The 21,899-nt window shown below is 63.8% G+C and carries 15 protein-coding genes; 10 read left to right on the forward strand and 5 right to left on the reverse strand.

The annotated features are described in order from the left end of the window. Positions 1–181: 181 nt before the first annotated feature. Complete coding sequence (locus H620_RS0106925) at positions 182–748, forward strand: lipocalin family protein (protein WP_023380028.1); 567 nt, start codon at positions 182–184, stop codon at positions 746–748. A gap of 46 nt (positions 749–794) precedes the next feature. Next, positions 795–1,751, forward strand: coding sequence for a ribonuclease Z (locus H620_RS0106930; RefSeq protein ID WP_023380027.1), 957 nt, complete (start codon positions 795–797; stop codon positions 1,749–1,751). A gap of 69 nt (positions 1,752–1,820) precedes the next feature. Here the strand turns inward: H620_RS0106930 and H620_RS0106935 are convergent, their stop codons facing one another. Next, positions 1,821–3,095 (reverse strand): Zn-dependent hydrolase, encoded by a 1,275-nt coding sequence (locus tag H620_RS0106935; protein WP_023380026.1) that lies wholly within the window; start codon positions 3,093–3,095, stop codon positions 1,821–1,823. A gap of 95 nt (positions 3,096–3,190) precedes the next feature. Next, complete coding sequence (locus H620_RS0106940; protein WP_023380025.1) at positions 3,191–4,681, reverse strand: NCS1 family nucleobase:cation symporter-1; 1,491 nt, start codon at positions 4,679–4,681, stop codon at positions 3,191–3,193. Between the two features lie 609 nt (positions 4,682–5,290). On the opposite strand from H620_RS0106940, the gene hydA reads away from it, so the two are divergent. The 3 genes from hydA to preA all read left to right on the forward strand — a co-directional run bounded on the left by hydA (position 5,291) and on the right by preA (position 9,516). Then, positions 5,291–6,730 carry a dihydropyrimidinase gene (gene hydA, locus H620_RS0106945; RefSeq protein ID WP_023380024.1) on the forward strand — a complete coding sequence of 480 codons (1,440 nt, stop codon included), beginning with the start codon at positions 5,291–5,293 and terminating at the stop codon, positions 6,728–6,730. Positions 6,731–6,873: 143 nt separating this feature from the next. Continuing rightward, entirely contained in the window at positions 6,874–8,241 is a 1,368-nt protein-coding gene (locus tag H620_RS0106950) for an NAD(P)-dependent oxidoreductase (protein ID WP_023380023.1), read from the forward strand. Continuing rightward, complete coding sequence (gene preA / locus H620_RS0106955) at positions 8,242–9,516, forward strand: NAD-dependent dihydropyrimidine dehydrogenase subunit PreA (RefSeq protein ID WP_023380022.1); 1,275 nt, start codon at positions 8,242–8,244, stop codon at positions 9,514–9,516. It abuts the gene before it with no gap. Positions 9,517–9,615: 99 nt separating this feature from the next. On the opposite strand, the gene H620_RS0106960 is transcribed toward preA, so the two are convergent. The 3 genes from H620_RS0106960 to gnd form a co-directional block, all read right to left on the reverse strand. After that, complete coding sequence (locus H620_RS0106960) at positions 9,616–10,236, reverse strand: TetR/AcrR family transcriptional regulator (RefSeq protein WP_023380021.1); 621 nt, start codon at positions 10,234–10,236, stop codon at positions 9,616–9,618. 122 nt (positions 10,237–10,358) lie between these two features. Then, a complete protein-coding gene (gene zwf, locus H620_RS0106965) occupies positions 10,359–11,846 on the reverse strand; it encodes a glucose-6-phosphate dehydrogenase (RefSeq protein WP_023380020.1) in 1,488 nt (495 codons plus the stop codon). Further along, positions 11,843–12,826: a phosphogluconate dehydrogenase (NAD(+)-dependent, decarboxylating) gene (gnd, locus tag H620_RS0106970; RefSeq protein ID WP_027907025.1), complete on the reverse strand. Its 984-nt coding sequence runs from the start codon at positions 12,824–12,826 to the stop codon at positions 11,843–11,845. The genes zwf and gnd overlap by 4 nt, the downstream gene beginning before the upstream one ends. A gap of 198 nt (positions 12,827–13,024) precedes the next feature. On the opposite strand from gnd, the gene H620_RS27080 reads away from it, so the two are divergent. The 5 genes from H620_RS27080 to H620_RS0106995 all read left to right on the forward strand — a co-directional run bounded on the left by H620_RS27080 (position 13,025) and on the right by H620_RS0106995 (position 21,895). After that, positions 13,025–13,192: a DUF6026 family protein gene (locus H620_RS27080; protein WP_023380018.1), complete on the forward strand. Its 168-nt coding sequence runs from the start codon at positions 13,025–13,027 to the stop codon at positions 13,190–13,192. 552 nt (positions 13,193–13,744) lie between these two features. Beyond that, a complete protein-coding gene (gene glgA / locus H620_RS0106980; protein ID WP_023380017.1) occupies positions 13,745–15,301 on the forward strand; it encodes a glycogen synthase GlgA in 1,557 nt (518 codons plus the stop codon). 14 nt (positions 15,302–15,315) lie between these two features. Continuing rightward, complete coding sequence (gene treZ / locus H620_RS0106985) at positions 15,316–17,058, forward strand: malto-oligosyltrehalose trehalohydrolase (RefSeq protein ID WP_023380016.1); 1,743 nt, start codon at positions 15,316–15,318, stop codon at positions 17,056–17,058. After that, positions 17,055–19,124: a 4-alpha-glucanotransferase gene (gene malQ / locus H620_RS0106990; RefSeq protein WP_027907026.1), complete on the forward strand. Its 2,070-nt coding sequence runs from the start codon at positions 17,055–17,057 to the stop codon at positions 19,122–19,124. Before treZ ends, malQ begins: the two co-directional genes overlap by 4 nt. Continuing rightward, the gene (locus H620_RS0106995; RefSeq protein ID WP_027907027.1) at positions 19,121–21,895 is read left to right on the forward strand and encodes a malto-oligosyltrehalose synthase; all 2,775 of its coding nucleotides are present in this window, start codon (positions 19,121–19,123) and stop codon (positions 21,893–21,895) included. The genes malQ and H620_RS0106995 overlap by 4 nt, the downstream gene beginning before the upstream one ends. The last annotated feature ends 4 nt before the right edge of the window (positions 21,896–21,899 follow it).

Raw genomic sequence — 21,899 nt, forward strand, 5'->3', positions numbered from 1 at the left:
CGGCTATCCTGACCCAATCGACGACAAGTCGGCTGTAGCGGGACCTGCACCGGTATCCCGTACGCGACGTGCGTACGGGTGCGGTGGATACCTGCGTATGCTGTTCAACGGCGTACAACTTTTGCCTCGCCCCCGCATCGAATGACAGGTGAGCCCTTTCTACGCGAAACGGAGATGACCCATGGCAACACGCACGCCCCTGCTGCTTTCCTGCCTGACCCTGGCGCTGGCCCTGACCGGCTGCGCAGGCTCCAGCGACGATCAACGCCCCCCTCCCACTACCCAGCAGGTCGACCTGCAACGCTACCAGGGCACCTGGTACGAACTGGCTCGGTTGCCGATGTTCTTCCAGCGCAACTGCGTACAATCCGAGGCACATTACGGTCTGCGCGAAGATGGCCGGATCGACGTGACCAACCGCTGCAAGGAAAACGACGGCCAGTGGAACGAAGCCAAAGGCATCGCCGAAGCGCAGCAGCCTGGCAAGACCGACAAGCTGTGGGTGACTTTCGACAACTGGTTCAGCCGCCTGGCGCCGGGACTGACCAAGGGCGATTACTGGGTGCTGTACCACGACCAGGACTATCGCGTTGCCTTGGTGGGTCACCCGAACCGGGAATACCTGTGGCTGCTGTCACGCACACCGACGGTCACCGAGCAAACGCGCGAACAAATGCTTTCGATCGCCCGCAATCAAGGCTATGACACCAGCAAGCTGATCTGGCGCCAGGAAACGTCGACGCCCTGACCCAGCCGAGCTAAGGTGTAAGCCCACCCCCTTCGGAGCCAACCTCTTGGACCTGCTGTTTCTGGGCACCTCTTCCGGGGTGCCCACCAAGACCCGTAATGTCAGCGCCACCGCCGTGATCGAAGCCAGTGGTCGCCACTGGTACCTGGTCGATTGCGGCGAAGGCACCCAGCACCAATTGCTGCATACACCGCTGTCGATACGCGACCTGCGCGGCATTTTCATCACCCATGTGCATGGTGACCATTGCTTTGGCCTTCCAGGCCTGCTGGCCAGCGCCGGCATGAGCGGTCGCACCGAACCCTTGGACCTGGTGCTGCCTCACGCGCTGCATGACTGGATCCGCCTGAGCCTGGCGGCCAGTGAAACCTACCTGCCGTTCGAGCTGCGTCTGCTGGCGGTCGAGAGCCTGGCCGACTGGTGCAGCGAAACCCTTCAGGTGAACACCGTGCAACTGTCGCACCGTGTGCCTAGCGTCGGTTTCGTGTTCACCGAGCTGAACCCAGAGCCACGCCTGGATGTACAGCGCCTGGACGCCGAGGGTATCCCCCGTGGCCCCTTGTGGGGCGAGCTGGCCCAGGGCCTTTCGGTGGAATTCGACGGACGAGTGCTGCATGGCCACGACTACCTGCGGGCGTCTCGTCCTGCGCGGAAGCTCATCGTCTGCGGCGACAACGATAACCCTGAGCTTTTGGCCGAGGTGGCCAGAAACGCGGATGTGCTGGTGCACGAAGCCACCTTCACCCAAGCGATCATCGCGCGCAACGGGGTAACGTACGGCCACAGCACCGCAGCTGCGGTCGCACGCTTTGCCGCGCAGGCTGGCGTGCGCAACCTGGTGCTGACCCATTTCAGCGCCCGCTACCAGTCCAACCCCCAGCGCAGCCCGTGTATCGACGATGTGCACGAGGAAGCCCAGGCGTACTACGGTGGCAACCTGACCCTCGCGCGGGATCTGCAGCGCTACCACATCGGGCGTGATGGCTGCCTGCACGCCGTTTGACGCCGCGCCTACAGGCAAGACGCAACACCTGTAGGGGCCGGGCTGCCGGTGACAAGTCCGGCACGCTTCCTAGGCTGCCAACTTCCCTTTGGCAATCGCTTCAGACGCCGCCAGCATGGCCCGCAACAGCACCGCGCACCCGGCCGCCAGGTCCTCTGGCGCGGCGTTCTCGATCTCGTTATGGCTGATGCCGTTCTCGCACGGCACGAAGATCATCCCCGCCGGCCCCAGCTCGGCGAGGAAGATCGCGTCATGCCCGGCGCCACTGACGATGTCCATGTGCGACAGGCCCAAGGCACCTGCCGACTCGCGCACGGCATCGACGCAGGTGGGGTCGAAGTACAACGCTGGGAAGTCCGCCGTCGGGACCAGCTCATAGCTAAGACCGTGCTTGGCGCAAGTGGCCTCGATCACTGCGCGCACGTCGGCGATCATCGAATCCAGGCGCTCGCTTTCAAGGTGACGGAAGTCCAGGGTCATGCGCACCTCCCCCGGAATGACGTTGCGCGACCCCGGGTACGCCTGCAGGCACCCGACCGTGCCACAAGCATGCGGCTGGTGCCCGAGCGCGGCACGGTTGACCGCCTCGACCACGGCGGCGGCGCCTACCAGGGCATCCTTACGCAAGTGCATGGGGGTCGGGCCAGCATGGGCCTCGACGCCACGCAAAGTCAGGTCGAACCACTTCTGTCCCAGTGCGCCCAGCACCACGCCGATGGTCTTGGCCTGGTCTTCGAGAATCGGTCCCTGCTCGATATGCGCTTCGAAATAAGCGCCGACCGTATGGCCCAGCACCGCACGCTCACCTGCGTAGCCGATGCCACTCAACGCCTCACCGACAGTCACCCCCTGGGCATCGCGCTTGGCCAGGGTTTCCTCCAGGGTGAACTTACCGGCGAACACCCCAGAGCCCATCATGCAGGGCGCGAAGCGTGAACCTTCCTCGTTGGTCCACACCACCACCTCAAGCGGCGCCTCGGTTTCCACCCCCAAGTCATTGAGGGTGCGGATCACTTCTAGCCCGGCCATCACTCCGAAGCAACCATCGAACTTGCCGCCGGTGGGCTGGGTGTCGATATGGCTGCCGGTCATCACGGGCGGCAATGCGGGGTTGCGGCCGGGCCTGCGGGCGAAGATGTTGCCGACCTTATCGACACTGACGCTACACCCCGCGGCTTCGCACCATTTGACGAACAGGTCACGGGCCTGGCGGTCGAGGTCGGTCAGGGCCAGGCGGCAGACGCCGCCCTTGGCGGTGGCACCGAGGCGCGCGAGGTCCATCAGCGACTGCCAGAGGCGTTCGCTGTTGACGTGGCGTTCGGACGGTTTCAAGACGAAGCTCATGGGGTTGTCTCCTCAGGCGTTCTTGTTGTCTGCAATCATCATCGAAGTCGCGCTGTTGCCATCGCCGCAAGCGGGCGATGAAGCCAGCACACGTCTTACGGCAATGGCTTGGCCAGCCGCGCCGCTCCACGCACCGCCACACCACCGAGCACGTAATACAACACGCCGCCCAGCAGCGACCCGGTGAACCAGCCGTAGTCATAGAACCAGCTGAAGCTGCTGTTGCCGATCGCCATCACGGTCAGCGCCACCGGCAGCGCGAAGGCGGCGAAGCCTGCCCAGTTCCAGGCCGGATACACGTCGTCGCGGTACAGTCCGGCGAGGTCCAGACGCTGACGACGGATCAGGAAATAGTCCACGACCATGATTCCGGCAATCGGCCCCAGCAGACTGGAGTAACCCAGCAACCAGTTGGAATAGATACTTTCCAGGCTCACATCCGAGACGATCCAGCCTAGCTTTTTCAGCAGCTCGTGGCCCATCAGTGCCAGGCCGATGAATCCGGTAAGCCAGACTGCGCGGCTTCGCCCGATCAGGCGTGGCGCGATGTTCTGGAAGTCGTTGGTCGGTGAGACGATGTTCGCCGCCGTGTTGGTCGACAACGTGGCGATCACGATCAGCGCCATGGCCAGTGCCACCCAGCCCGGACTCTGGATCTTGCCGATCAGGCTCACGGGGTCGGACACCGTCTCACCCACCAGCGAGGCCGATGCCGCGGTCATCACCACGCCCAACGAGGCGAACAGGAACATGGTCAGGGGTAAGCCAAGGATCTGCCCGAGAATCTGGTCTTTCTGGCTTTTGGCGTACCGACTGAAGTCAGGAATGTTCAACGAGAGTGTGGCCCAGAACCCCACCATGGCGGTGAGCCCTGCGCAGAAGTAGCTGGCCATGCTAGCCCCTTCCGGGCGTTTGGGCGGCTGAGCCAGCAGCTCGGTCATCGACATGTGTGGCAAGGCCCAGAACAGCAAACCGAAGCCCACCGCTACCAGCAAGGGGGCCGAGAGGGTTTCCAGCCACTTGATCGACTCCGCACCGCGCAACACTACCCACAGGTTGAGCACCCAGAAGATCATGAAGCCGATCACCTCGCCGGTGCCGCCCAGGGCCTTCCAGCCTTCGAACATCGAGCCCAGGAACAGGTGAATCGCCAACCCGCCGAACATGGTCTGGATACCGAACCAGCCACAGGCCACTACTGCGCGAATCAGGCACGGCACATTGGAGCCGATGATGCCGAACGAGGAACGCAGCAGAACCGGAAAAGGAATGCCGTACTTGGTGCCAGCGAAGGCGTTGAGTGTCAGCGGGATCAACACGATCACGTTGGCCAATAGGATGGCCAGCAACGCTTCGCCCACGCTCAGGCCAAAATAGGCAGTGAGCACCCCGCCGAGGGTGTAGGTAGGCACGCAGATGGACATGCCCACCCACAACGCCGTGATGTGCCATTTGTTCCAGGTGCGCTGATGCACTTTGGTCGGTGCGATATCGTGGTTGTAGCGGGGGCTGTCGAGGACGTCGCTGCCGGCGGACAGCTCGAACAACCCGTCCTGTTCGATCACTTCCGATCTGCTCTGTTGCATGGGGCTCTCCAGGTTCTTTTTCTAGTTGTCGCTCATCGGGCTAACGCGATGGCCGGAGCACACACACCACCAGTACTGCACCTCCGGCCCGGCCAGGCGGTCGCGGCCAACGCAGTTCAACAACCGTGCCGGGTTGGCCAAGGCCGCCCCGTTTGGTCGCCGCCGACCGGAGGTAACTCACTGACTTGCAAGCGTATTCATCAATACCGACGACAGCGCTATGGCCATCACCTGCCTGCCGTACACCTGGCGTGTCCAACACCCAGGGTTTCAATCTGGTGCGGCCTGAAAAAACAGCGGCCCCCCTGCGCCGGCAGGACAATCATCAAGCAGCTGATTTTGCATAGAAAATCTTGACCAATTTCGCTTCCTGTCAAGTGCGTCAAAATGGTGAGAGACCGTTCCATTTTGGTGATTTGTGATTTTATTCTTTATTTTTCAAGCACTTAATTTGGTTATAAGTTCATAAACTTTTTTCTTGATCATTCTCTGATCAGCATCTAGATTCCATTCTTGTCAGGCCTGACAGGATTGCATCGCAACCTCCAGCCACTGGCATCAAAACTTCAAGAACCGGCGTTCGACCGGTCAGCCTGCGAGGAAAACGGCATGTCCCTGTTGATCCGTGGTGCCACCGTGGTTACCCACGAAGAAAGTTTTTCCGCTGATGTCCTGTGTGCCGAGGGTTTGATCCGCGCCATTGGCCAGAACCTCGACGTCCCCACCGATTGCGAAGTCCTCGACGGCAGTGGTCAGTACCTGATGCCAGGCGGTATCGACCCACATACCCATATGCAATTGCCCTTCATGGGCACCGTGGCCAGCGAGGACTTCTTCAGCGGCACCGCTGCGGGGCTGGCCGGCGGCACCACCTCGATCATCGACTTCGTCATCCCCAACCCTCAGCAGTCGTTGCTGGATGCCTTCCACACCTGGCGCGGTTGGGCGCAGAAGTCTGCCGCCGACTATGGCTTCCATGTCGCCATCACCTGGTGGAGCGAACAGGTGGCCGAGGAGATGGGCGAGCTGGTGGCCAAGCACGGGGTGAACAGCTTCAAGCACTTCATGGCCTACAAGAACGCTATCATGGCCGCCGACGACACCTTGGTCGCCAGCTTCGAGCGCTGCCTGCAGTTGGGCGCGGTACCTACGGTGCATGCCGAGAATGGCGAGCTGGTCTATCACCTGCAGCAGAAACTGCTCGCCCAAGGCATGACCGGGCCTGAAGCGCATCCGCTGTCGCGCCCTTCCCAGGTCGAAGGCGAAGCCGCCAGCCGGGCAATCCGCATTGCCGAGACCCTCGGCACGCCGCTGTACCTGGTCCATGTGTCCTGCAAGGAAGCGCTGGACGAAATCACCTACGCACGGGCCAAGGGTCAACCGGTATACGGCGAAGTGCTGCCCGGCCACCTGCTGATCGATGACAGCGTCTACCGTCACCCGGACTGGGCCACCGCGGCCGGGCACGTGATGAGCCCTCCCTTCCGCCCACGCGAACACCAGGAAGCGCTGTGGCGAGGCCTTCAGTCGGGCAGCATTCATACCACCGCTACCGACCACTGCTGCTTCTGCGCCGAACAGAAAGCCATGGGACGCAACGACTTCAGTCGAATTCCAAACGGGACCGCGGGCATCGAAGACCGCATGGCCGTACTGTGGGATGCCGGCGTCAACAGCGGGCGGCTGTCGATGCATGAGTTCGTCGCGCTCACATCCACCAACACCGCGAAGATCTTCAACCTGTTTCCGCGCAAGGGCGCCATCCGCGTCGGTGCCGATGCCGACCTGGTGCTGTGGGACCCACAAGGCACCCGCACGATCTCGGCGCAGACCCACCACCAGCGGGTGGACTTCAACATCTTCGAAGGCCGCACCGTGCGGGGCATACCCAGCCACACCATCAGCCAGGGCCGTGTGTTGTGGGCCGATGGCGACCTGCGTGCGGAACCCGGCGCGGGCCGTTACGTGGAACGTCCACCCTACCCCTCGGTGTACGAGGTGCTGGAGCGACGCGCCGAACAACAGCGCCCGACGCCCGTCCAGCGATAGTGCTGTTGAGGCTGCTACGCAGCCCATCGCCGGCACACCGGCTCCTGCATAGACCGCATCCACTTCAAGGTCATCCATGGACCTACAGGAGCCGGCTTGCCGGCGATTGAGCCACACCCAATAAAATCAAAGAGGCTACAACCGTGATCGACGCCCTGAAGCACTTGCCGCGCCCCCGGGCCGGCGCCGACCAACTGGCCGAGCAGTTCACCGACCTCGCGCCGCCGCTCACCCCGCGCCAGGCTGCCGTGGAAAGCGCCCGCTGCCTGTATTGCTACGACGCCCCCTGCGTCAACGCCTGCCCCAGCGAGATCGACATCCCTTCGTTCATCCACCGCATCAGCGATGAAAACCTGCAAGGTGCCGCCGAGCGTATTCTCTCGGCCAACATCCTGGGGGGCAGCTGCGCCCGCGTCTGCCCTACCGAAATCCTCTGCCAGCAAGCCTGTGTGCGCAACAATGCCCAGGAGTGCGCACCGGTCCTGATCGGCCAGCTGCAACGCTACGCCCTGGACAACGCACAGTTCACTGAGCACCCGTTCAGCCGCTCCCCATCCACCGGCAAGCGTATTGCCGTCGTAGGCGCTGGCCCCGCCGGGCTGTCGTGTGCCCATCGCCTGGCCATGCATGGCCATGATGTGGTGGTGTTCGAGGCCAGTGAAAAAGCCGGTGGCCTGAATGAATACGGCATCGCCCGTTACAAGCTGGTGGATGACTATGCCCAGCGCGAGGTGGCGTTCCTGCTGGGCATCGGTGGCATCGAGATTCGCCACGGCCAACGCCTGGGCAGCAACCTAAGCCTCGCCGAACTGCGCGACCAGTATGACGCCGTGTTCCTCGGCCTGGGCCTTGGTGCCGTGCGCCAGCTCGGCCTGGCCGACGAAGAAGCCGCCGGCTTGCTGGCCGCCACTGAATACATCCGCGAACTGCGCCAGGCCGATGACCTCTCGCAACTGCCGCTGGCCGACCGCTGCCTGGTGATTGGCGCTGGCAACACAGCCATCGACATGGCCGTGCAAATGAGCCGGCTGGGCGCACGCGACGTCAATCTGGTCTATCGCCGTGGCCATGCCGACATGGGCGCCACTGGCCACGAGCAGGACATTGCCAAGGCCAACCAGGTGCGCCTGCACACCTGGGCGCGCCCGGATGCCGTCCTGCTGGACGATGACGGCCGTGTGCGCGGTATGCGTTTCGCCCGCACGCACCTGCAGGAGGGTCGCCTGACCGACACGGGCGAAACCTTCGAGCTGGCTGCCGACGCCATCTTCAAAGCCATCGGCCAGTCCTTCGACGAAGCCTGCCTCGGCGACCCGCTGGCGGCACAACTAGACCGCGACGGCGAGCGGATTCGCGTCGATGCGCACCTCCGGACCAGCCTGCCGGGCGTATACGCCGGTGGCGACTGCACCAACCTGGGCCAGGATCTGACCGTCCAGGCCGTACAACACGGCAAGCTGGCCGCCGAAGCCATCCATGCCCAACTCATGCTCAACGTGGAGGCTGCGTAAATGGCCGACTTGTCCATCGTATTCGCCGGCATCAAGGCCCCAAACCCTTTCTGGCTGGCTTCCGCGCCGCCCACCGACAAGGCCTACAACGTCGTGCGCGCCTTCGAAGCGGGCTGGGGCGGTGTGGTCTGGAAAACCCTGGGCGAAGACCCAGCGGCGGTCAACGTGTCGTCGCGCTATTCGGCGCACTATGGCGCCAACCGTACCGTACAGGGCATCAATAACATCGAGCTGATCACCGACCGTTCGCTGGAGATCAACCTGCGGGAAATCACCCAGGTGAAGAAGGACTGGCCCGACCGCGCGCTGATCGTCTCGCTGATGGTGCCGTGCGTGGAAGAGTCGTGGAAATTCATCTTGCCGCTGGTCGAAGCCACGGGGGCCGACGGCATCGAGTTGAACTTCGGCTGCCCCCATGGCATGCCGGAGCGCGGCATGGGCGCAGCCGTCGGCCAAGTGCCTGAGTACGTGGAGATGGTCACCCGCTGGTGCAAGACGCACTGCTCGCTGCCGGTGATCGTCAAGCTGACCCCCAACATCACCGACATTCGCCAATCGGCGCGCGCTGCCCATCGCGGGGGCGCCGATGCGGTGTCGTTGATCAACACCATCAACTCGATCACCAGCGTCGACCTGGACCGCATGGTCGCCCACCCCATCGTCGGCGACCAAAGCACCCACGGAGGCTACTGTGGGTCGGCGGTCAAACCCATTGCCCTGAACATGGTCGCCGAGATCGCCCGCGACCCTGAAACCCGCGGGCTACCGATCTGCGGCATCGGCGGGATCGGCAACTGGCGCGACGCGGCCGAGTTCATCGCGCTGGGCAGCGGTGCGGTGCAAGTGTGCACGGCGGCGATGCTGCATGGTTTTCGCATCGTCGAGGACATGAAGGACGGACTGGCGCGCTGGATGGACCAGCATGGTTACCAGAATCTGGAGACTTTCCGCGGCTTGGCGGTGGGGCATACCACGGACTGGAAATACCTCGACATGAACTACAAGTCGGTGGCGCACATCGACCAGGATGCCTGTATCGGGTGCGGACGCTGCCATATCGCCTGCGAGGATACCTCGCACCAGGCGATCGCCAGCACGTTGAAGGAGGACGCAACGCACAGCTACAGCGTGATCGAAGAGGAATGCGTGGGCTGTAACCTGTGCCAGATCACCTGCCCGGTGGAGCACTGCATCGAAATGGTGGCGCAGGATACCGGCAAGCCGTACATGAACTGGACGCAGGACCCACGCAACCCCTATCGCGAAGCCAGCTGACCCACTCGGACAGAGGCTTCTGAGGGCCACATCGCCAGCAAGCCGGCGCCTACAGGTGTGTAGCGATCCCTGTACGGGCAGGCTTGCCGGCGATCCGCGTCACGGCTCCAGGCCGATTCCGCGCAGGATCACACAGGTCACCGTCTGCACCGCACTTTCGAATGCCAGGTCCGACAGCGGCTCCCCGCCATTGAGCAGGGCCACCTGGTAACCGAAGTCGGCATAGTGCTGGGTCGCCGCCCAGATCATGTACAACAGCGCCGATGGCTCCACCGCCAGGATGCGCCCCTCCTCCACCCAACGGCGGATCTTCGCCTCCTTGAGCTGCGCCCAGGGCACCAGGATTTCATCCAGGCTAGCCCCCAACAGCGGCGCGCCATGCAGCATTTCTTCGGCCCAGATCTTCGAACCCAACGGACGGGTACGCGAATGGCCCATCTTGGCGCGGATGTAACTGGTGAGCACCACCCGGGGGTCATCGAAGCTTTCGAAGCACAGCGCATCCTGCTTCCACACGTCCAGCAGGTCCTGCAATACCGCGCGGTACAGGTCGTCCTTGGTGCTGAAGTAATAGTGCAGATTGGAGCGCGGCAGTTCGGCCTGCTCGGCAATGTCACCCATGGAAGTTGCGCCGAATCCCTTCTCAGCGAACACTTTCTCGGCCGCCTGCAGAATCTTCTCTACATTGCGCCGACGGATTTCGATCTTGTGGTTGGCCATGGCCTGTCCAAAACGCCTGAAACCTGTCAAGGCTAACAGGTTTGCAGGGAATGCAGGCAGCCGTTATGCGGCTTCATGCTGTGATGGCCTGGACCTTGGCGCAATAGGGGGCCAGCGGTCGGTCAACCCAGCGTGTGCCACTCACGCTTGTCCCGGGCCAACAGCTCGTTGCCCGCTTCAGGGCCATCCTCGCCCGCCGGGTATGCATGCACTTCACCGTCCGTGGCCCAGGCGTCGAGAAACGGCTGCACCGCGCGCCAGCCGTTCTCGATGTTGTCGGCGCGCTGGAACAAGGTCTGGTCGCCGGTCAGGCAATCGTAGATCAGCGTCTCGTAGCCGGTGGCCGGGGTCATCTTGAAGAAATCCTTGTAGGCGAACCCGAGCTCGACGTTCTCCATCACCAGTTCCGGCCCAGGGCGCTTGGCCTGCAGGTCGAACCACATGCCTTCGTTAGGCTGGATCTGGATCTTCAGGTAGTTGGGCTTCGGCCGCTCCAGCTCGGACTCGCGAAACTGAGCATAGGGTGCAGGCTTGAAGCAGATGGCGATCTCGGTATCACGCACGCTCATGCGCTTGCCGGTACGCAGGTAGAACGGCACACCGGCCCAACGCCAATTGTCGATCATCACCTTCAGCGCGACGTAGGTCTCGGTCTGGCTGTCTTCGGCAACATTGGGCTCCTGGCGGTAACCGGGCAGGCGCTTGCGGCCCTGTTTGCCAGCGGTGTACTGGCCGCGCACCGAATTCTTCAACGCAAGCTTCGTCGACCAGGGCCGAATGGCGCCAATGACCTTGGCCTTCTCGCTGCGCACGGCGTCGGCGCCGAAGGCTGCCGGCGGCTCCATCGCGACCATCGCCAACAGCTGGAACAAGTGGTTGGGCACCATGTCGCGCAGTGCGCCGGTATGGTCGTAGAACGCCCCCCGGGTTTCGACGCCGACGGTCTCCGCCGCCGTGATCTGTACGTGGTCGATGTAGTGGTTGTTCCAGAACGACTCGAACAGGCCGTTGGAGAAGCGGCTGACCAGAATGTTCTGCACCGTTTCCTTGCCCAGGTAGTGGTCGATGCGGTAGATCTGCCGCTCGCTCATCACTTTGAGCAAGCAGGCGTTCAAGGCTTCGGCGCTGGCCAGGTCGGTGCCGAACGGCTTTTCCACCACCACCCGGCGAAAGCCCCCTGCGCGCTCGTCAAGCAGTCCGGCCTCACCCAAGCGCTGGGCCACTTCAGGAAAGAATCGTGGCGAAGTGGCCAGGTAGAAGATCGCGTTGCCATGACTGGTCTTGTCGATGCGTTTGGTCAGGGCGGTGTAGGTGGCCGGATCGAGAAAATCGCCGGTCTGGTAATCCAGCGACTTGGCCAGACGCTGCCAGCGCTTTTCGTCCAGGCACTGGGGGTCGCGTTCGAGCATGAAGCGGTGCAGGCGCTCGGCGAAGTCTTCTGCGCTGGCCGGGTTGTGGTCGACGCCAACGATGCGCAGGTTACGGTCGAGCAACCCGTCGCGGCTGAGGTTGTACAGCGCCGGCATCAGCAGGCGCTTGACCAGGTCGCCGTTGGCGCCGAACAGAAACAGGGTGCAAGGGGGGGCAGCAGGAATGGTCGGTCTGGTCATTCGCCTTTCTTCTCGATGTGGCCACCGAAACCCAGGCGCATGGCAGAAAGGATCTTGTCGCCATAAGTCCCCTGCTGCTGGCGTGAACGGAAGCGGGCGAACAGCGCGCTGGAGAGCACCGGCACCGGCACGGCCTGCTCGACGGCGGCGTCGATGGTCCAGCGCCCTTCGCCGCTGTCGGACACCGAGCCACTGAGCTGCGCGAGCTGCGGATCGGCAACCAACGCATCGGCGGTGAGGTCAAGCAGCCAGGAGGTGACGACGCTGCCGCGGCGCCAGACTTCGGCGATTTCAGCCACATCGAGGTCGAAGCGCTGCTCTTCTGGCAGCTCATTGCCGCCCTTGCTGCGCAGCAGGTCGAAGCCCTCGGCGTAGGCTTGCATCAGCCCATATTCGATGCCGTTGTGGATCATCTTCACGTAGTGCCCGGCGCCGGGCGGGCCTGCATGGATGTAGCCGTGCTCGGCACGCTGGTACTCACCACTGCGCCCCTGGGTACGCGGGATGTCGCCGACACCGGGCGCCAGGGCCTTGAACAGCGGCTCGAGGCGCTCGAACACCTCTTTTTCACCGCCGATCATCATGCAGTAGCCACGCTCAAGGCCCCACACACCACCCGAGGTGCCGACATCCAGGTAATGCAGCCCACGCTTGGCAAGTTCGGCGGCGCGGCGTACATCGTCCTTGTAGAACGTATTGCCGCCGTCGATGATCGCATCCCCCGGCTCAAGCATGTCGGCCAGTTGGGCGATGGTCTGCTCGGTCGGCTCGCCCGCAGGCAGCATTACCCATACTGCGCGGGGTGCCTTCAGCTTCTGTACCAGTGCGCCGAGGTCGTGCGCGCCTTGCGCGCCCTCCCCCTCCAGTGCCGTAATGGCTTCACGGTTGCGGTCGTTGACCACGGTGCGATGCCCTGCGCGCATCAGCCGTCTTGCGATATTGCCGCCCATGCGGCCCAGCCCGACGATTCCCAGTTGCATGTGCCGACGCTCCCCTTAGAAATGGATGACAAGGCGGTTCAGGTGTTCAGATTAGTCCAGCGCTCCGCCATGAGGTTCACCGACGAACGGCGCGACAACCATAAACAAAAAAGTTCCCAACGCGGCAGAAAGAATTCAGAATGCGCGCCGCGCGAGCGTCTACGCTTAAAACGTCACTAGCCAATTGCGAGGTGTGCAATGGGTACCTTGATGCCTGCTACTCCCGTCCAGACCCTTTATGTAAGCGTCCGCCGCGACGAACTGGCTCGCTTGAAAGAAGAACGCGACCAACTCAAGCAGCAGGTGGCCCTGCTGAACCTGCAACTGGCACAAAGCCGCAACGGTGGCAAAGCCGTCAGCGTCTGATTGAACCCTGTCGTGGGGGCTCTCCTGGCTCCCACTCTGCTTCACATCGTGCTTTATACGCCCGCCTACACCCTCCCCGTGACGCACCAAAACGGTGCGAGGTGCTATTTGCCGACACATCATGTCGCACGCACTTCTGGCCCCTGCCCCACCCTGGAACACACCATTCACATCCTGTCACATACGCCAACGTTTGCGTCTAACGCGCGTCATAACGAAAGTGACCGACGGGTCACCTTTTTATCTCCCTGTCTCCTACACTCTGATTTCGGCCCGCCATTTGCTGTGTAGAAAAGCGACGGAAAAAAAGTCGAACTTTCTGAAAAGGCGGCGGGTCATGGAGTAAACAGGCCATTGCAAAGGGACTTCCCACGCTAAGGCTTACCCACCCCATTCAGTCAAACGCTTTCGGCCGGAATGCCGATCGCGCAGTGCCTGCGCGCACGACTCAGGGGCAAGGACTGCACTACGAAGAAACGCATTCAGAGAGAACCAGCACGACATAACGCAAAGGGTGCCAGCACCCGACCAAACATAGGGACGGAGAGAAGTATGATCAGTGCCGCTGTCGAACCTCATGTAGATTCATTCAAACCGGACAATCGCGAGCCGCTTACCCCGGACTTCGCCACGACAGCCAAGGCACCTGGCGCCCAGCGCCAGCACAATCCCAACAAGCGCAAGATCCTGTTCGTCACCTCGGAAATCGCCGACCTGGTCAAGACCGGCGGGTTGGGCGACGTGTCCGCGGCACTGCCTCGGGCGCTTGCTCACCTGCATGATGTCCGGGTACTGATCCCCGGCTACCGCCAGGTGATGGAGAGCGACAACCCCATTCACATCGTTGGCGAATTGGGCGGTCACGCGGCCCTGCCGCCGTGCAAGATCGGCCGCATGGACTTGGCCGACGGGCTGGTCATTTATGTGCTGATCTGCCCCGAACTGTATCAGCGCGACGGCACACCCTATGGTGCCAACAACGGCCGCGACTGGCCTGACAACCACATCCGCTTCGCCCGCCTGGGCCTGGCCGCAGCCGAGATCGCTGCCGGCGAAGGCATGATCCACTGGAAGCCCGAGGTGGTTCATGCCCATGACTGGCCGGCCGGCCTTGCTCCCGCCTACATGCACTGGCGCGGGCTCAACACGCCGACCCTGTTCACCATCCACAACCTCGCCTATCAAGGGGTCTACAGCCGCGGTTGCAGCCCGGAACTGGCGATCCCCGAGCACGCCATGCAGCAGGAAGGCATGGAGTTCTACGGCAAGCTGTCGTTCCTCAAGGCAGGCCTTGCCTATTCCAGCCATATCACCACGGTCAGTGCCACCTACGCCCGGGAAATCACCACCCCCGAATTCGGTTGCGGCCTGGATGGCTTCCTCGCCAGCAAGGCCCAGCAAGGCCTGCTCGGCGGCATCCCCAACGGCATCGACGAAAGCTGGGACTCGGCCACCGACAAGTACCTGCAGCACAACTTCAGCATCAACGACTGGGACGGCAAGGCGCGCAATGCCCAAGAGGTACGTGAGCTGTTCGGGCTGGCACCGTCCGAAGGCCCACTGTTCGCCGTGGTTTCGCGGCTGGTGTACCAGAAAGGTCTGGACCTGACCCTGGGCGTCGCCGACTACATCGTCGAACAGGGCGGGCAGATCGCGATCATCGGCCGTGGCGAGCCCGAAGAAGAGCAAGCCATGCGTGAGTTGGCCCTGCGCCACCCCGGCCGTATCGGCGTGCGCATCGGCTTCAACGAAACCGATGCCCGGCGCATGTTCGCCGGCAGCGACTTCCTGCTCATGCCCTCTCGCTACGAGCCCTGTGGCCTGAGCCAGATGTACGCTCAGCGCTTCGGCTCGCTGCCAGTGGCACGCAATACGGGCGGGCTGGCCGACACCATCGAAAACGGTGTCACCGGTTTCCTGTTCGACGAGTCGACGGTCGAGAGCTACCGCGAAGCCTTGAGCCGAGCCTTTTATGTCTACGGCAAACCGGATCTGCTCAATGCCATGCGCTGCCTGTCAATGACCCAACCGTTCAACTGGTGCCAGGCGGTGGAACCCTACGCCCGCCTCTACGAGGACTTGGTCAAACAGGCACAGTTCAGCCACTAGAGCGGAGGCCGAAGATGCACAGGCATGGCGCACACCTGCTGGACGCCACGTCGGCGCGCTTCGCCCTCTGGGCGCCGGATGCGCGCAGCGTGAGCCTTCAACTGGAGCAACAGCCGGCGATCGAGCTACTGCCGGAAAACGACGGCTGGTACACCGGGGTTGCCCAGTGCCAGGCCGGTGACCGTTATCGCTATTGTATCGACGGCGAGCAATGGGTAGCCGACCCGGCATCACGCTACCAGCCCGAGGGGGTCGACGGCCCTAGCCAACTGGTGGATACGCACGCCTATGATTGGCAGCACCCCTGGCAAGGTCGACCATGGCACGAGGCCGTGATCCAGGAATTGCACGTGGGTGTGCTCGATGGCTATGCCGGGGTTGCCCGGCAGCTGCCGCGCCTGGCACAGCTGGGTATCAGCGCCATCGAGCTGATGCCCCTTGGGCAGTTCCCCGGCACGCGCAATTGGGGCTACGACGGCGTGTTCCCCTACGCCCCCCAGCACAGCTATGGCAGCCCAGAGCAACTGTGCGCGCTGGTCGACCAGGCCCACGGCCAGGGGCTGATGGTGCTGGTGGATGTGGTCTACAACCACTTCGGCCCCCACGGCAATTACCTGCACCACTATGCCAGCCCATTCTTCCGCGAGGACAAACACACCCCCTGGGGCGCGGCCATCGACTTCCGTCGCCCCGAGGTGCGGGAGTTCTTCATTCAGAATGCACTGATGTGGGTGTGCGACTACCGCTGCGATGGCCTGCGCCTGGATGCGGTGCACGCCATCGACCACCCCGACTTCCTGCGCGAGTTGGCACAACGGGTGCGCGCAGCCGTCTCCCCCGGCCGGCATGTCTGGCTGGTGCTGGAGAACGAGCACAACCAGGCTTTCCTGCTGGAACAAGGCTTCGATGCGCAGTGGAACGACGACGGCCACAATGCCCTGCATGTACTGCTGACGGGTGAAACCGAAGGCTACTATGCCGACTACCAGCACCGCCCGATCGAACAGTTGGCACGCTGCCTGACAGAAGGCTTCGTGTTCCAGGGCCAGGCCAACCGCCACGGCACCCCACGGGGCGAGCCCAGCGGGCACCTGGCGCCCACCTCGTTCGTGCTGTTCCTGCAGAACCATGATCAGGTCGGCAACCGCGCCCTCGGCGAGCGCCTGAGCCGGCTCTGCCCGCCTGCGGCCTTACGCGCCGCCACCGCCCTGTTACTGATGGCACCGATGATTCCGCTGCTGTTCATGGGCGACGACGACGGCAGTTGCCGGCCGTTCCTGTTCTTCACTGATTTTCACGACGAATTGGCCGATGCCGTGCGCGAGGGCCGGCGCAACGAGTTCGCCCACTTCGCTGCATTCACCCAGCCGCAATCACGCGAGCAGATCCCCGACCCCAATGCGCCAGACACCTTCGACGCTTCCCGGCCTCTGGCCAAGGAAGTGCTCGCCGGCTGGCACGGTCTTTACCAGCACCTGCTCGACCTGCGCCACCGCTACATCATCCCGCAGCTACCTGGTTGCCGTGCGCTGGGTGCCGAGGTGCTCGGCGAAAAAGCCCTCACCGCCCGCTGGCGCCTGGGCAATGGCAACACCCTGCGTATCGACCTGAACCTGGCCGACACCGCCCAACCGGTCGGACTGCCCGGCTTCGAACAACGCGTGTTCGACACCAGCGACAGTGCCCACCCCGATTCCCACCTGGCCGCCTACAGCTGCGTGGTCAGCCTGCTCACACCTGGTCAGGAGCGCCCATGAGCGATACCCCACTGCACCGCCTGGCTGCCCGCGTCGGTCTGGCCCGCGACTGGATCGACGCCAACGCCAGGCCCCAGCAGGTCAGCGACGATGTGCTGCGCAACGTGCTCGAAGCCCTGGGCCACTGCGCCCAGGACGATGCCGCTGTCCTGGCCAGCCTGCGGGCCGTGGAAGCAGCCGAAGACAGCGAGCACCTACCGCCGCTGCTGACTGCCGACGTCGGCCAGCCGTTGCCACTGCAACGCTACTTCAGCGCCGCAACCCAGGCCCATTGCACCTTGGAGGATGGCAGCCAGCGCCTGCTGACCCTGGACGCCCAGGCCCGCCTGCCCGGTGACCTGCCCATCGGCTATCACACCGTGGACATCGACAGCCGCAGCTTCACCCTGGCTGTGGCACCGCTGCGCTGCCATAGCCTGGACGAGGCCGTGACGCAACCGCCGCCACGCTGCTGGGGCCTGGCCGTGCAGCTTTACAGCCTGCGCCGCGACGGCGACGGTGGCTTCGGTGACTGCCTGGCCCTTGAGCAACTCGCTCGCAGCGCCGCCGAACGCGGTGCCGATGCCCTGGCCATCAGTCCGGTTCATGCACTCTCGGCCATCGACCAGGAGCACTACAGCCCCTACTCGCCATCCAGCCGATTGTTGCTCAACACCCTGTATTCAAGCCCCGCCGCACTGCTCGGCGAGCGCTCCGTGCGCATGGCCATCGAGGCCTGCGGCCTTGAACACATCCTGGAAGACCTGGAACAAGGCCCTCTGGTCGACTGGCCCCGCGCAGCCGATGCCCATGAACGTCTGCTGCAAGCCCTGTATCGGGATTTCAGCCAGAGCGATCACCCGCTGCGCGAGGACTTCGACAGTTTCCGCGCCGCCGGTGGCCAGGCGCTGGAGCACCACTGCCGCTTCGAAGTGCTACAGATCCAGGCCAAGGCACGAGGTCTGGGCGCTGACTGGCGAGCCTGGCCAAGTGCCTGGCACGACCCTTATCACCCTGAAGTCGAGGCGTTCGCCGACGCCCATCAGGCCGAGGTCGAGTTCCAGGCATTTTGCCAATGGCTGACCGAGCGCGGCCTGCAACGCGTCCAGGCCGCGGCCCGCAGCAATGGCATGGTGATAGGTTTGATCGCCGACCTGGCGGTGGGTGCCGACGGGGCCGGCAGCCAGGCCTGGAGCCGCCAGGACGAACTGCTGGCCGACCTCAAGGTGGGTGCTCCGCCCGACATCCTGAACCGCTCGGGGCAGGACTGGGGCATCTGCGCCTTTTCCCCCGAGGGCCTCAAGCGCAATGGCTATCGCGCCTTCATTGAGATGCTGCGAGCCAACCTGGCCCATGCCGGCGGCCTGCGCATCGACCACGTGATGGGGCTACGCCGCTTGTGGCTGATTCCGCGAGGTGCCAAGCCAACCGAAGGGGCCTACCTCCAATACCCAGTGGACGACCTGCTGCGCTTGCTGGCTCTGGAATCGGTACGCCATCGCGCGATCATTCTTGGCGAAGACCTCGGCACCGTCCCTGATGGCTTGCGCGAACGACTGGCCGCAAAAGCCATACTCGGCATGCGTGTGCTGCCGTTCGAACAGACATCGACGGGGCACTTCAAAGCGATCCTCGACTGGCCGGACAACGCGCTGGCCACCACCGGCACCCACGACCTGGCACCTCTGGCCGGCTGGCTGGAAAGCCGCGACATCGACTGGAACCACCGCCTGCAATTGATCGACGCTGCCACCGAACTGCACTGGCGCCATGAGCGACAGAAAGAACAAGCCGGCCTGCGCCACATCCTCGAGGCCAACTACGGTTCCTTGAAAGACAACGCCGCCATCATCGACGCCGCCATCCGCTTCGTTGGCCACACCCGCGCACCGCTGGTCCTGGTGCCCCTCGAAGACCTGCTCGGCAGCGACGAACAGCCCAACTTGCCGGGCACCACTCACAGCCACCCCAATTGGCGCCGTCGCTTTGCCCAGCCCGTTGGCAAATTGCTCGACGATGAAGATGCCTCCCGTCGCCTGGAGCTACTGGCCCAGGCGCGCGAACAAGCCTGGGAGCGTGACCGATGAAGCCATTGACCGCCACCCAGCGCCTGCAATTTCACAGTGACTTCACCCTTGACCATGCGGTGCCGCTGGTGCCGTATTTCGCCCGGCTTGGCATCAGCCACCTCTACGCTTCCCCCCTCCTCAAGGCACGCGCCGGCTCACGTCATGGGTACGACGTGGTCGACCCCACCTGCGTGAACCCCGAACTGGGTGGCGAGGCCGCCCTTGAGCGCTTGGTGAGCGCGTTGCGCCAGCACGGCATGGGACTGATCGTGGACACCGTTTCCAACCACATGGCCGTCGGCGGGGCCGACAACCCTTGGTGGCAGAGCCTCCTGGCCTGGGGACGGCGCAGCCCGTATGCCGAATTCTTCGACATCCAGTGGCACTCCAGCGACCCGCTACTGGCCGGGCAACTGTTGCTGCCCTTCCTCGGCAACGACTATGGGCTGGCACTGAAGAACGGCGAAATACCGCTGACCTTCGATGATCAGCACGGTGTGCTGCATATCGCCCACTACGACCACCGTTTCCCGATCTGCCCGGTGGACTATGGCCGGGTCCTCTCACAGAGTCCTGACCCCCAGTTGCAGGCCCTGGCCCCACGCTTCGCCGCCCTGCACCTGGCTGACGAGCCCCTGCACGCTGCCCTGCCCTTGCAGGCAGAACTGGCACGCTGCGTCGCCGATGGTGCCGACCTGGCATCCGCGCTGCAGGCCTTCGATAGCCGCAGCACAGCGGGTTTCAAGCACCTGCACGCGCTGCTCGAACGCCAGACCTACCGCCTGGCCAGTTGGCGAACCGCCGCCGACGACATCAACTGGCGGCGCTTTTTCGACATCAACGAACTGGGCGGCCTGCGGGTCGAGCGTGCCGTGGTGTTCGAGGCTACCCACGCCAAGCTGTTCGAGCTGATCGAGCGCGGTTTGGTCGATGGCCTGCGCATCGACCATATCGACGGCCTGGCCGATCCGCGCCAGTACTGCCGCAAGCTGCGCAGGCGGGTCGATCGTCTGCTGGCACGGCGCCCCGTGAACGCGGCAGTCGAGCATTTCCCGATCTACGTGGAAAAAATTCTCGGCGCCGGCGAGCACCTGCATCGCGACTGGCTGACCGACGGCACCACCGGCTACGAGTTCATGAACCAGGTGTCGCTGCTGCAGCACGCCCCCGCTGGCGAGGCGCCGCTTAGCGAGTTGTGGTCGAGCATCAGCGAACGCCCCGACTTCCCCGAGGAGGTCCGCCAGGCGCGGCACCTGGTGCTCAATGCCAGCCTGGCCGGCGACTGCGAGTCGGTGGCCCAAGCCCTCCTTCAGGTCGCCCGCGACGACCTGATGACCCGCGACCTGACTTTAGGCGCGATCCGCCGCGCCGTGCAGGCGCTGGTCGCGCATTACCCAGTCTACCGCACGTACTTCAACGCCTGCGGGCGCCCGGCCGAAGACGAAGCTTTCTTCCAGCAGGCGCTGGCCGGTGCCCGCCAGGACCTCGGCGAAGCCGACTGGCCGCTGCTGGCGCAGCTCGAACAATGGCTGGGCGGCCAGCCCTGGCGGCACCTGCCTGCGGGCAAGCCACGCAAACACCTGCGCCATGCCTGCGTGCGCTTCCAGCAGCTCACCGCCCCCAGCGCCGCCAAGGCGGTGGAAGACACCGCCTTCTACCGCAGCGGCCGCCTGCTGTCGCGCAACGATGTAGGCTTCGAGGCCGAACGGTTCTATGCCGATGCGGCCGAGTTCCACAGCCAGGCCCAACGCCGGCTGCGCCACTACCCCGACAACCTGCTGACGACCGCCACCCATGACCACAAACGTGGCGAGGACTGCCGCGCGCGCCTGGCCGTGCTCAGCGAGCGCGCGCCCTGGCTGGCCAGCCGCGTCGAGCACTGGCGCGAACTCGCCGCCCCATTGCGCGAGTCGCTGGAGGACGGCCTGGCCCCTAGTCCCGGCGATGAGTTGCTGCTATTCCAGACGCTGCTGGGCAGTTGGCCACTGGAGCTCGACCTGCACGACGATGCCGCACTGCGCAGCTATGCCGAGCGTATCCGTCAGTGGCAGCAGAAAGCGCTGCGCGAGGCCAAGCTGCGCAGCAGCTGGAATGCGCCGAACACAGCCTACGAAACGGCCTGTGCAGCCTACGTCGATAGCCTGCTGCTGGACCGCCAGAACCAGCAGCTGCGCCAGTCGCTGGCCGACGCGGTGCGCCTGATCGCCTGCCCTGGCGCTCTCAACGGCCTGGTACAAACGCTGTTGCGCATGACCGTGCCCGGCGTGCCCGACCTGTACCAAGGCAACGAGTACTGGGATTTCAGCCTGGTCGACCCGGACAACCGCCGCCCCGTGGACTACGCTTGCAGGCGTCGCACCCTGGACGCTGCCACACCGCTCGACGCGCTGCTCATGCACTGGCGCGACGGACGTATCAAGCAGGCGCTGGTGTCGCAGGTATTGGATTGCCGTCAGGCACACTCCGCGCTGTTCCGTCGCGGAGCCTACCTGCCGTTGACCGTGCAGGGCCGACATGCCGACAAGGTCGTGGCCTTCGCCCGCCTGGGCGAAGATGAACGCGCCATCGTGATTGCCCCACGCCTTGCCAGCAGCCTGCTTGGCGATGCCCCTACACCGTTGATCCCAGCGCAGAACTGGGACGACACCCGGCTGATCCTGCCGTTTGCCTTGTCGCCTGCCAATACGACGGGACTTTTCACCACCGGTGCGGTCAGCCCTTGTAAGGAGCTGATGTTGAACAGCGTACTGGCGAAGTTTCCGGTCAATCTGTTGATACAACAATCTTGAACAT

This window comes from Pseudomonas taiwanensis DSM 21245 (genome assembly GCF_000425785.1).
Classification (GTDB): Bacteria; Pseudomonadota; Gammaproteobacteria; order Pseudomonadales; family Pseudomonadaceae; genus Aquipseudomonas; species Aquipseudomonas taiwanensis.

What these genes read in the sequence shown, in the direction of transcription:
- malQ (WP_027907026.1), top strand. Translation starts at nt 17,055, where the DNA reads ATGAGCGATACCCCACTGCACCGCCTGGCTGCCCGCGTCGGTCTGGCC.
- H620_RS0106925 (WP_023380028.1), top strand. Translation starts at nt 182, where the DNA reads ATGGCAACACGCACGCCCCTGCTGCTTTCCTGCCTGACCCTGGCGCTG.
- H620_RS0106960 (WP_023380021.1), bottom strand. Translation starts at nt 10,236, where the DNA reads ATGGCCAACCACAAGATCGAAATCCGTCGGCGCAATGTAGAGAAGATT.
- H620_RS0106935 (WP_023380026.1), bottom strand. Translation starts at nt 3,095, where the DNA reads ATGAGCTTCGTCTTGAAACCGTCCGAACGCCACGTCAACAGCGAACGC.
- H620_RS0106940 (WP_023380025.1), bottom strand. Translation starts at nt 4,681, where the DNA reads ATGCAACAGAGCAGATCGGAAGTGATCGAACAGGACGGGTTGTTCGAG.
- glgA (WP_023380017.1), top strand. Translation starts at nt 13,745, where the DNA reads ATGATCAGTGCCGCTGTCGAACCTCATGTAGATTCATTCAAACCGGAC.
- H620_RS27080 (WP_023380018.1), top strand. Translation starts at nt 13,025, where the DNA reads ATGGGTACCTTGATGCCTGCTACTCCCGTCCAGACCCTTTATGTAAGC.
- H620_RS0106995 (WP_027907027.1), top strand. Translation starts at nt 19,121, where the DNA reads ATGAAGCCATTGACCGCCACCCAGCGCCTGCAATTTCACAGTGACTTC.
- gnd (WP_027907025.1), bottom strand. Translation starts at nt 12,826, where the DNA reads ATGCAACTGGGAATCGTCGGGCTGGGCCGCATGGGCGGCAATATCGCA.
- treZ (WP_023380016.1), top strand. Translation starts at nt 15,316, where the DNA reads ATGCACAGGCATGGCGCACACCTGCTGGACGCCACGTCGGCGCGCTTC.
- hydA (WP_023380024.1), top strand. Translation starts at nt 5,291, where the DNA reads ATGTCCCTGTTGATCCGTGGTGCCACCGTGGTTACCCACGAAGAAAGT.
- preA (WP_023380022.1), top strand. Translation starts at nt 8,242, where the DNA reads ATGGCCGACTTGTCCATCGTATTCGCCGGCATCAAGGCCCCAAACCCT.
- zwf (WP_023380020.1), bottom strand. Translation starts at nt 11,846, where the DNA reads ATGACCAGACCGACCATTCCTGCTGCCCCCCCTTGCACCCTGTTTCTG.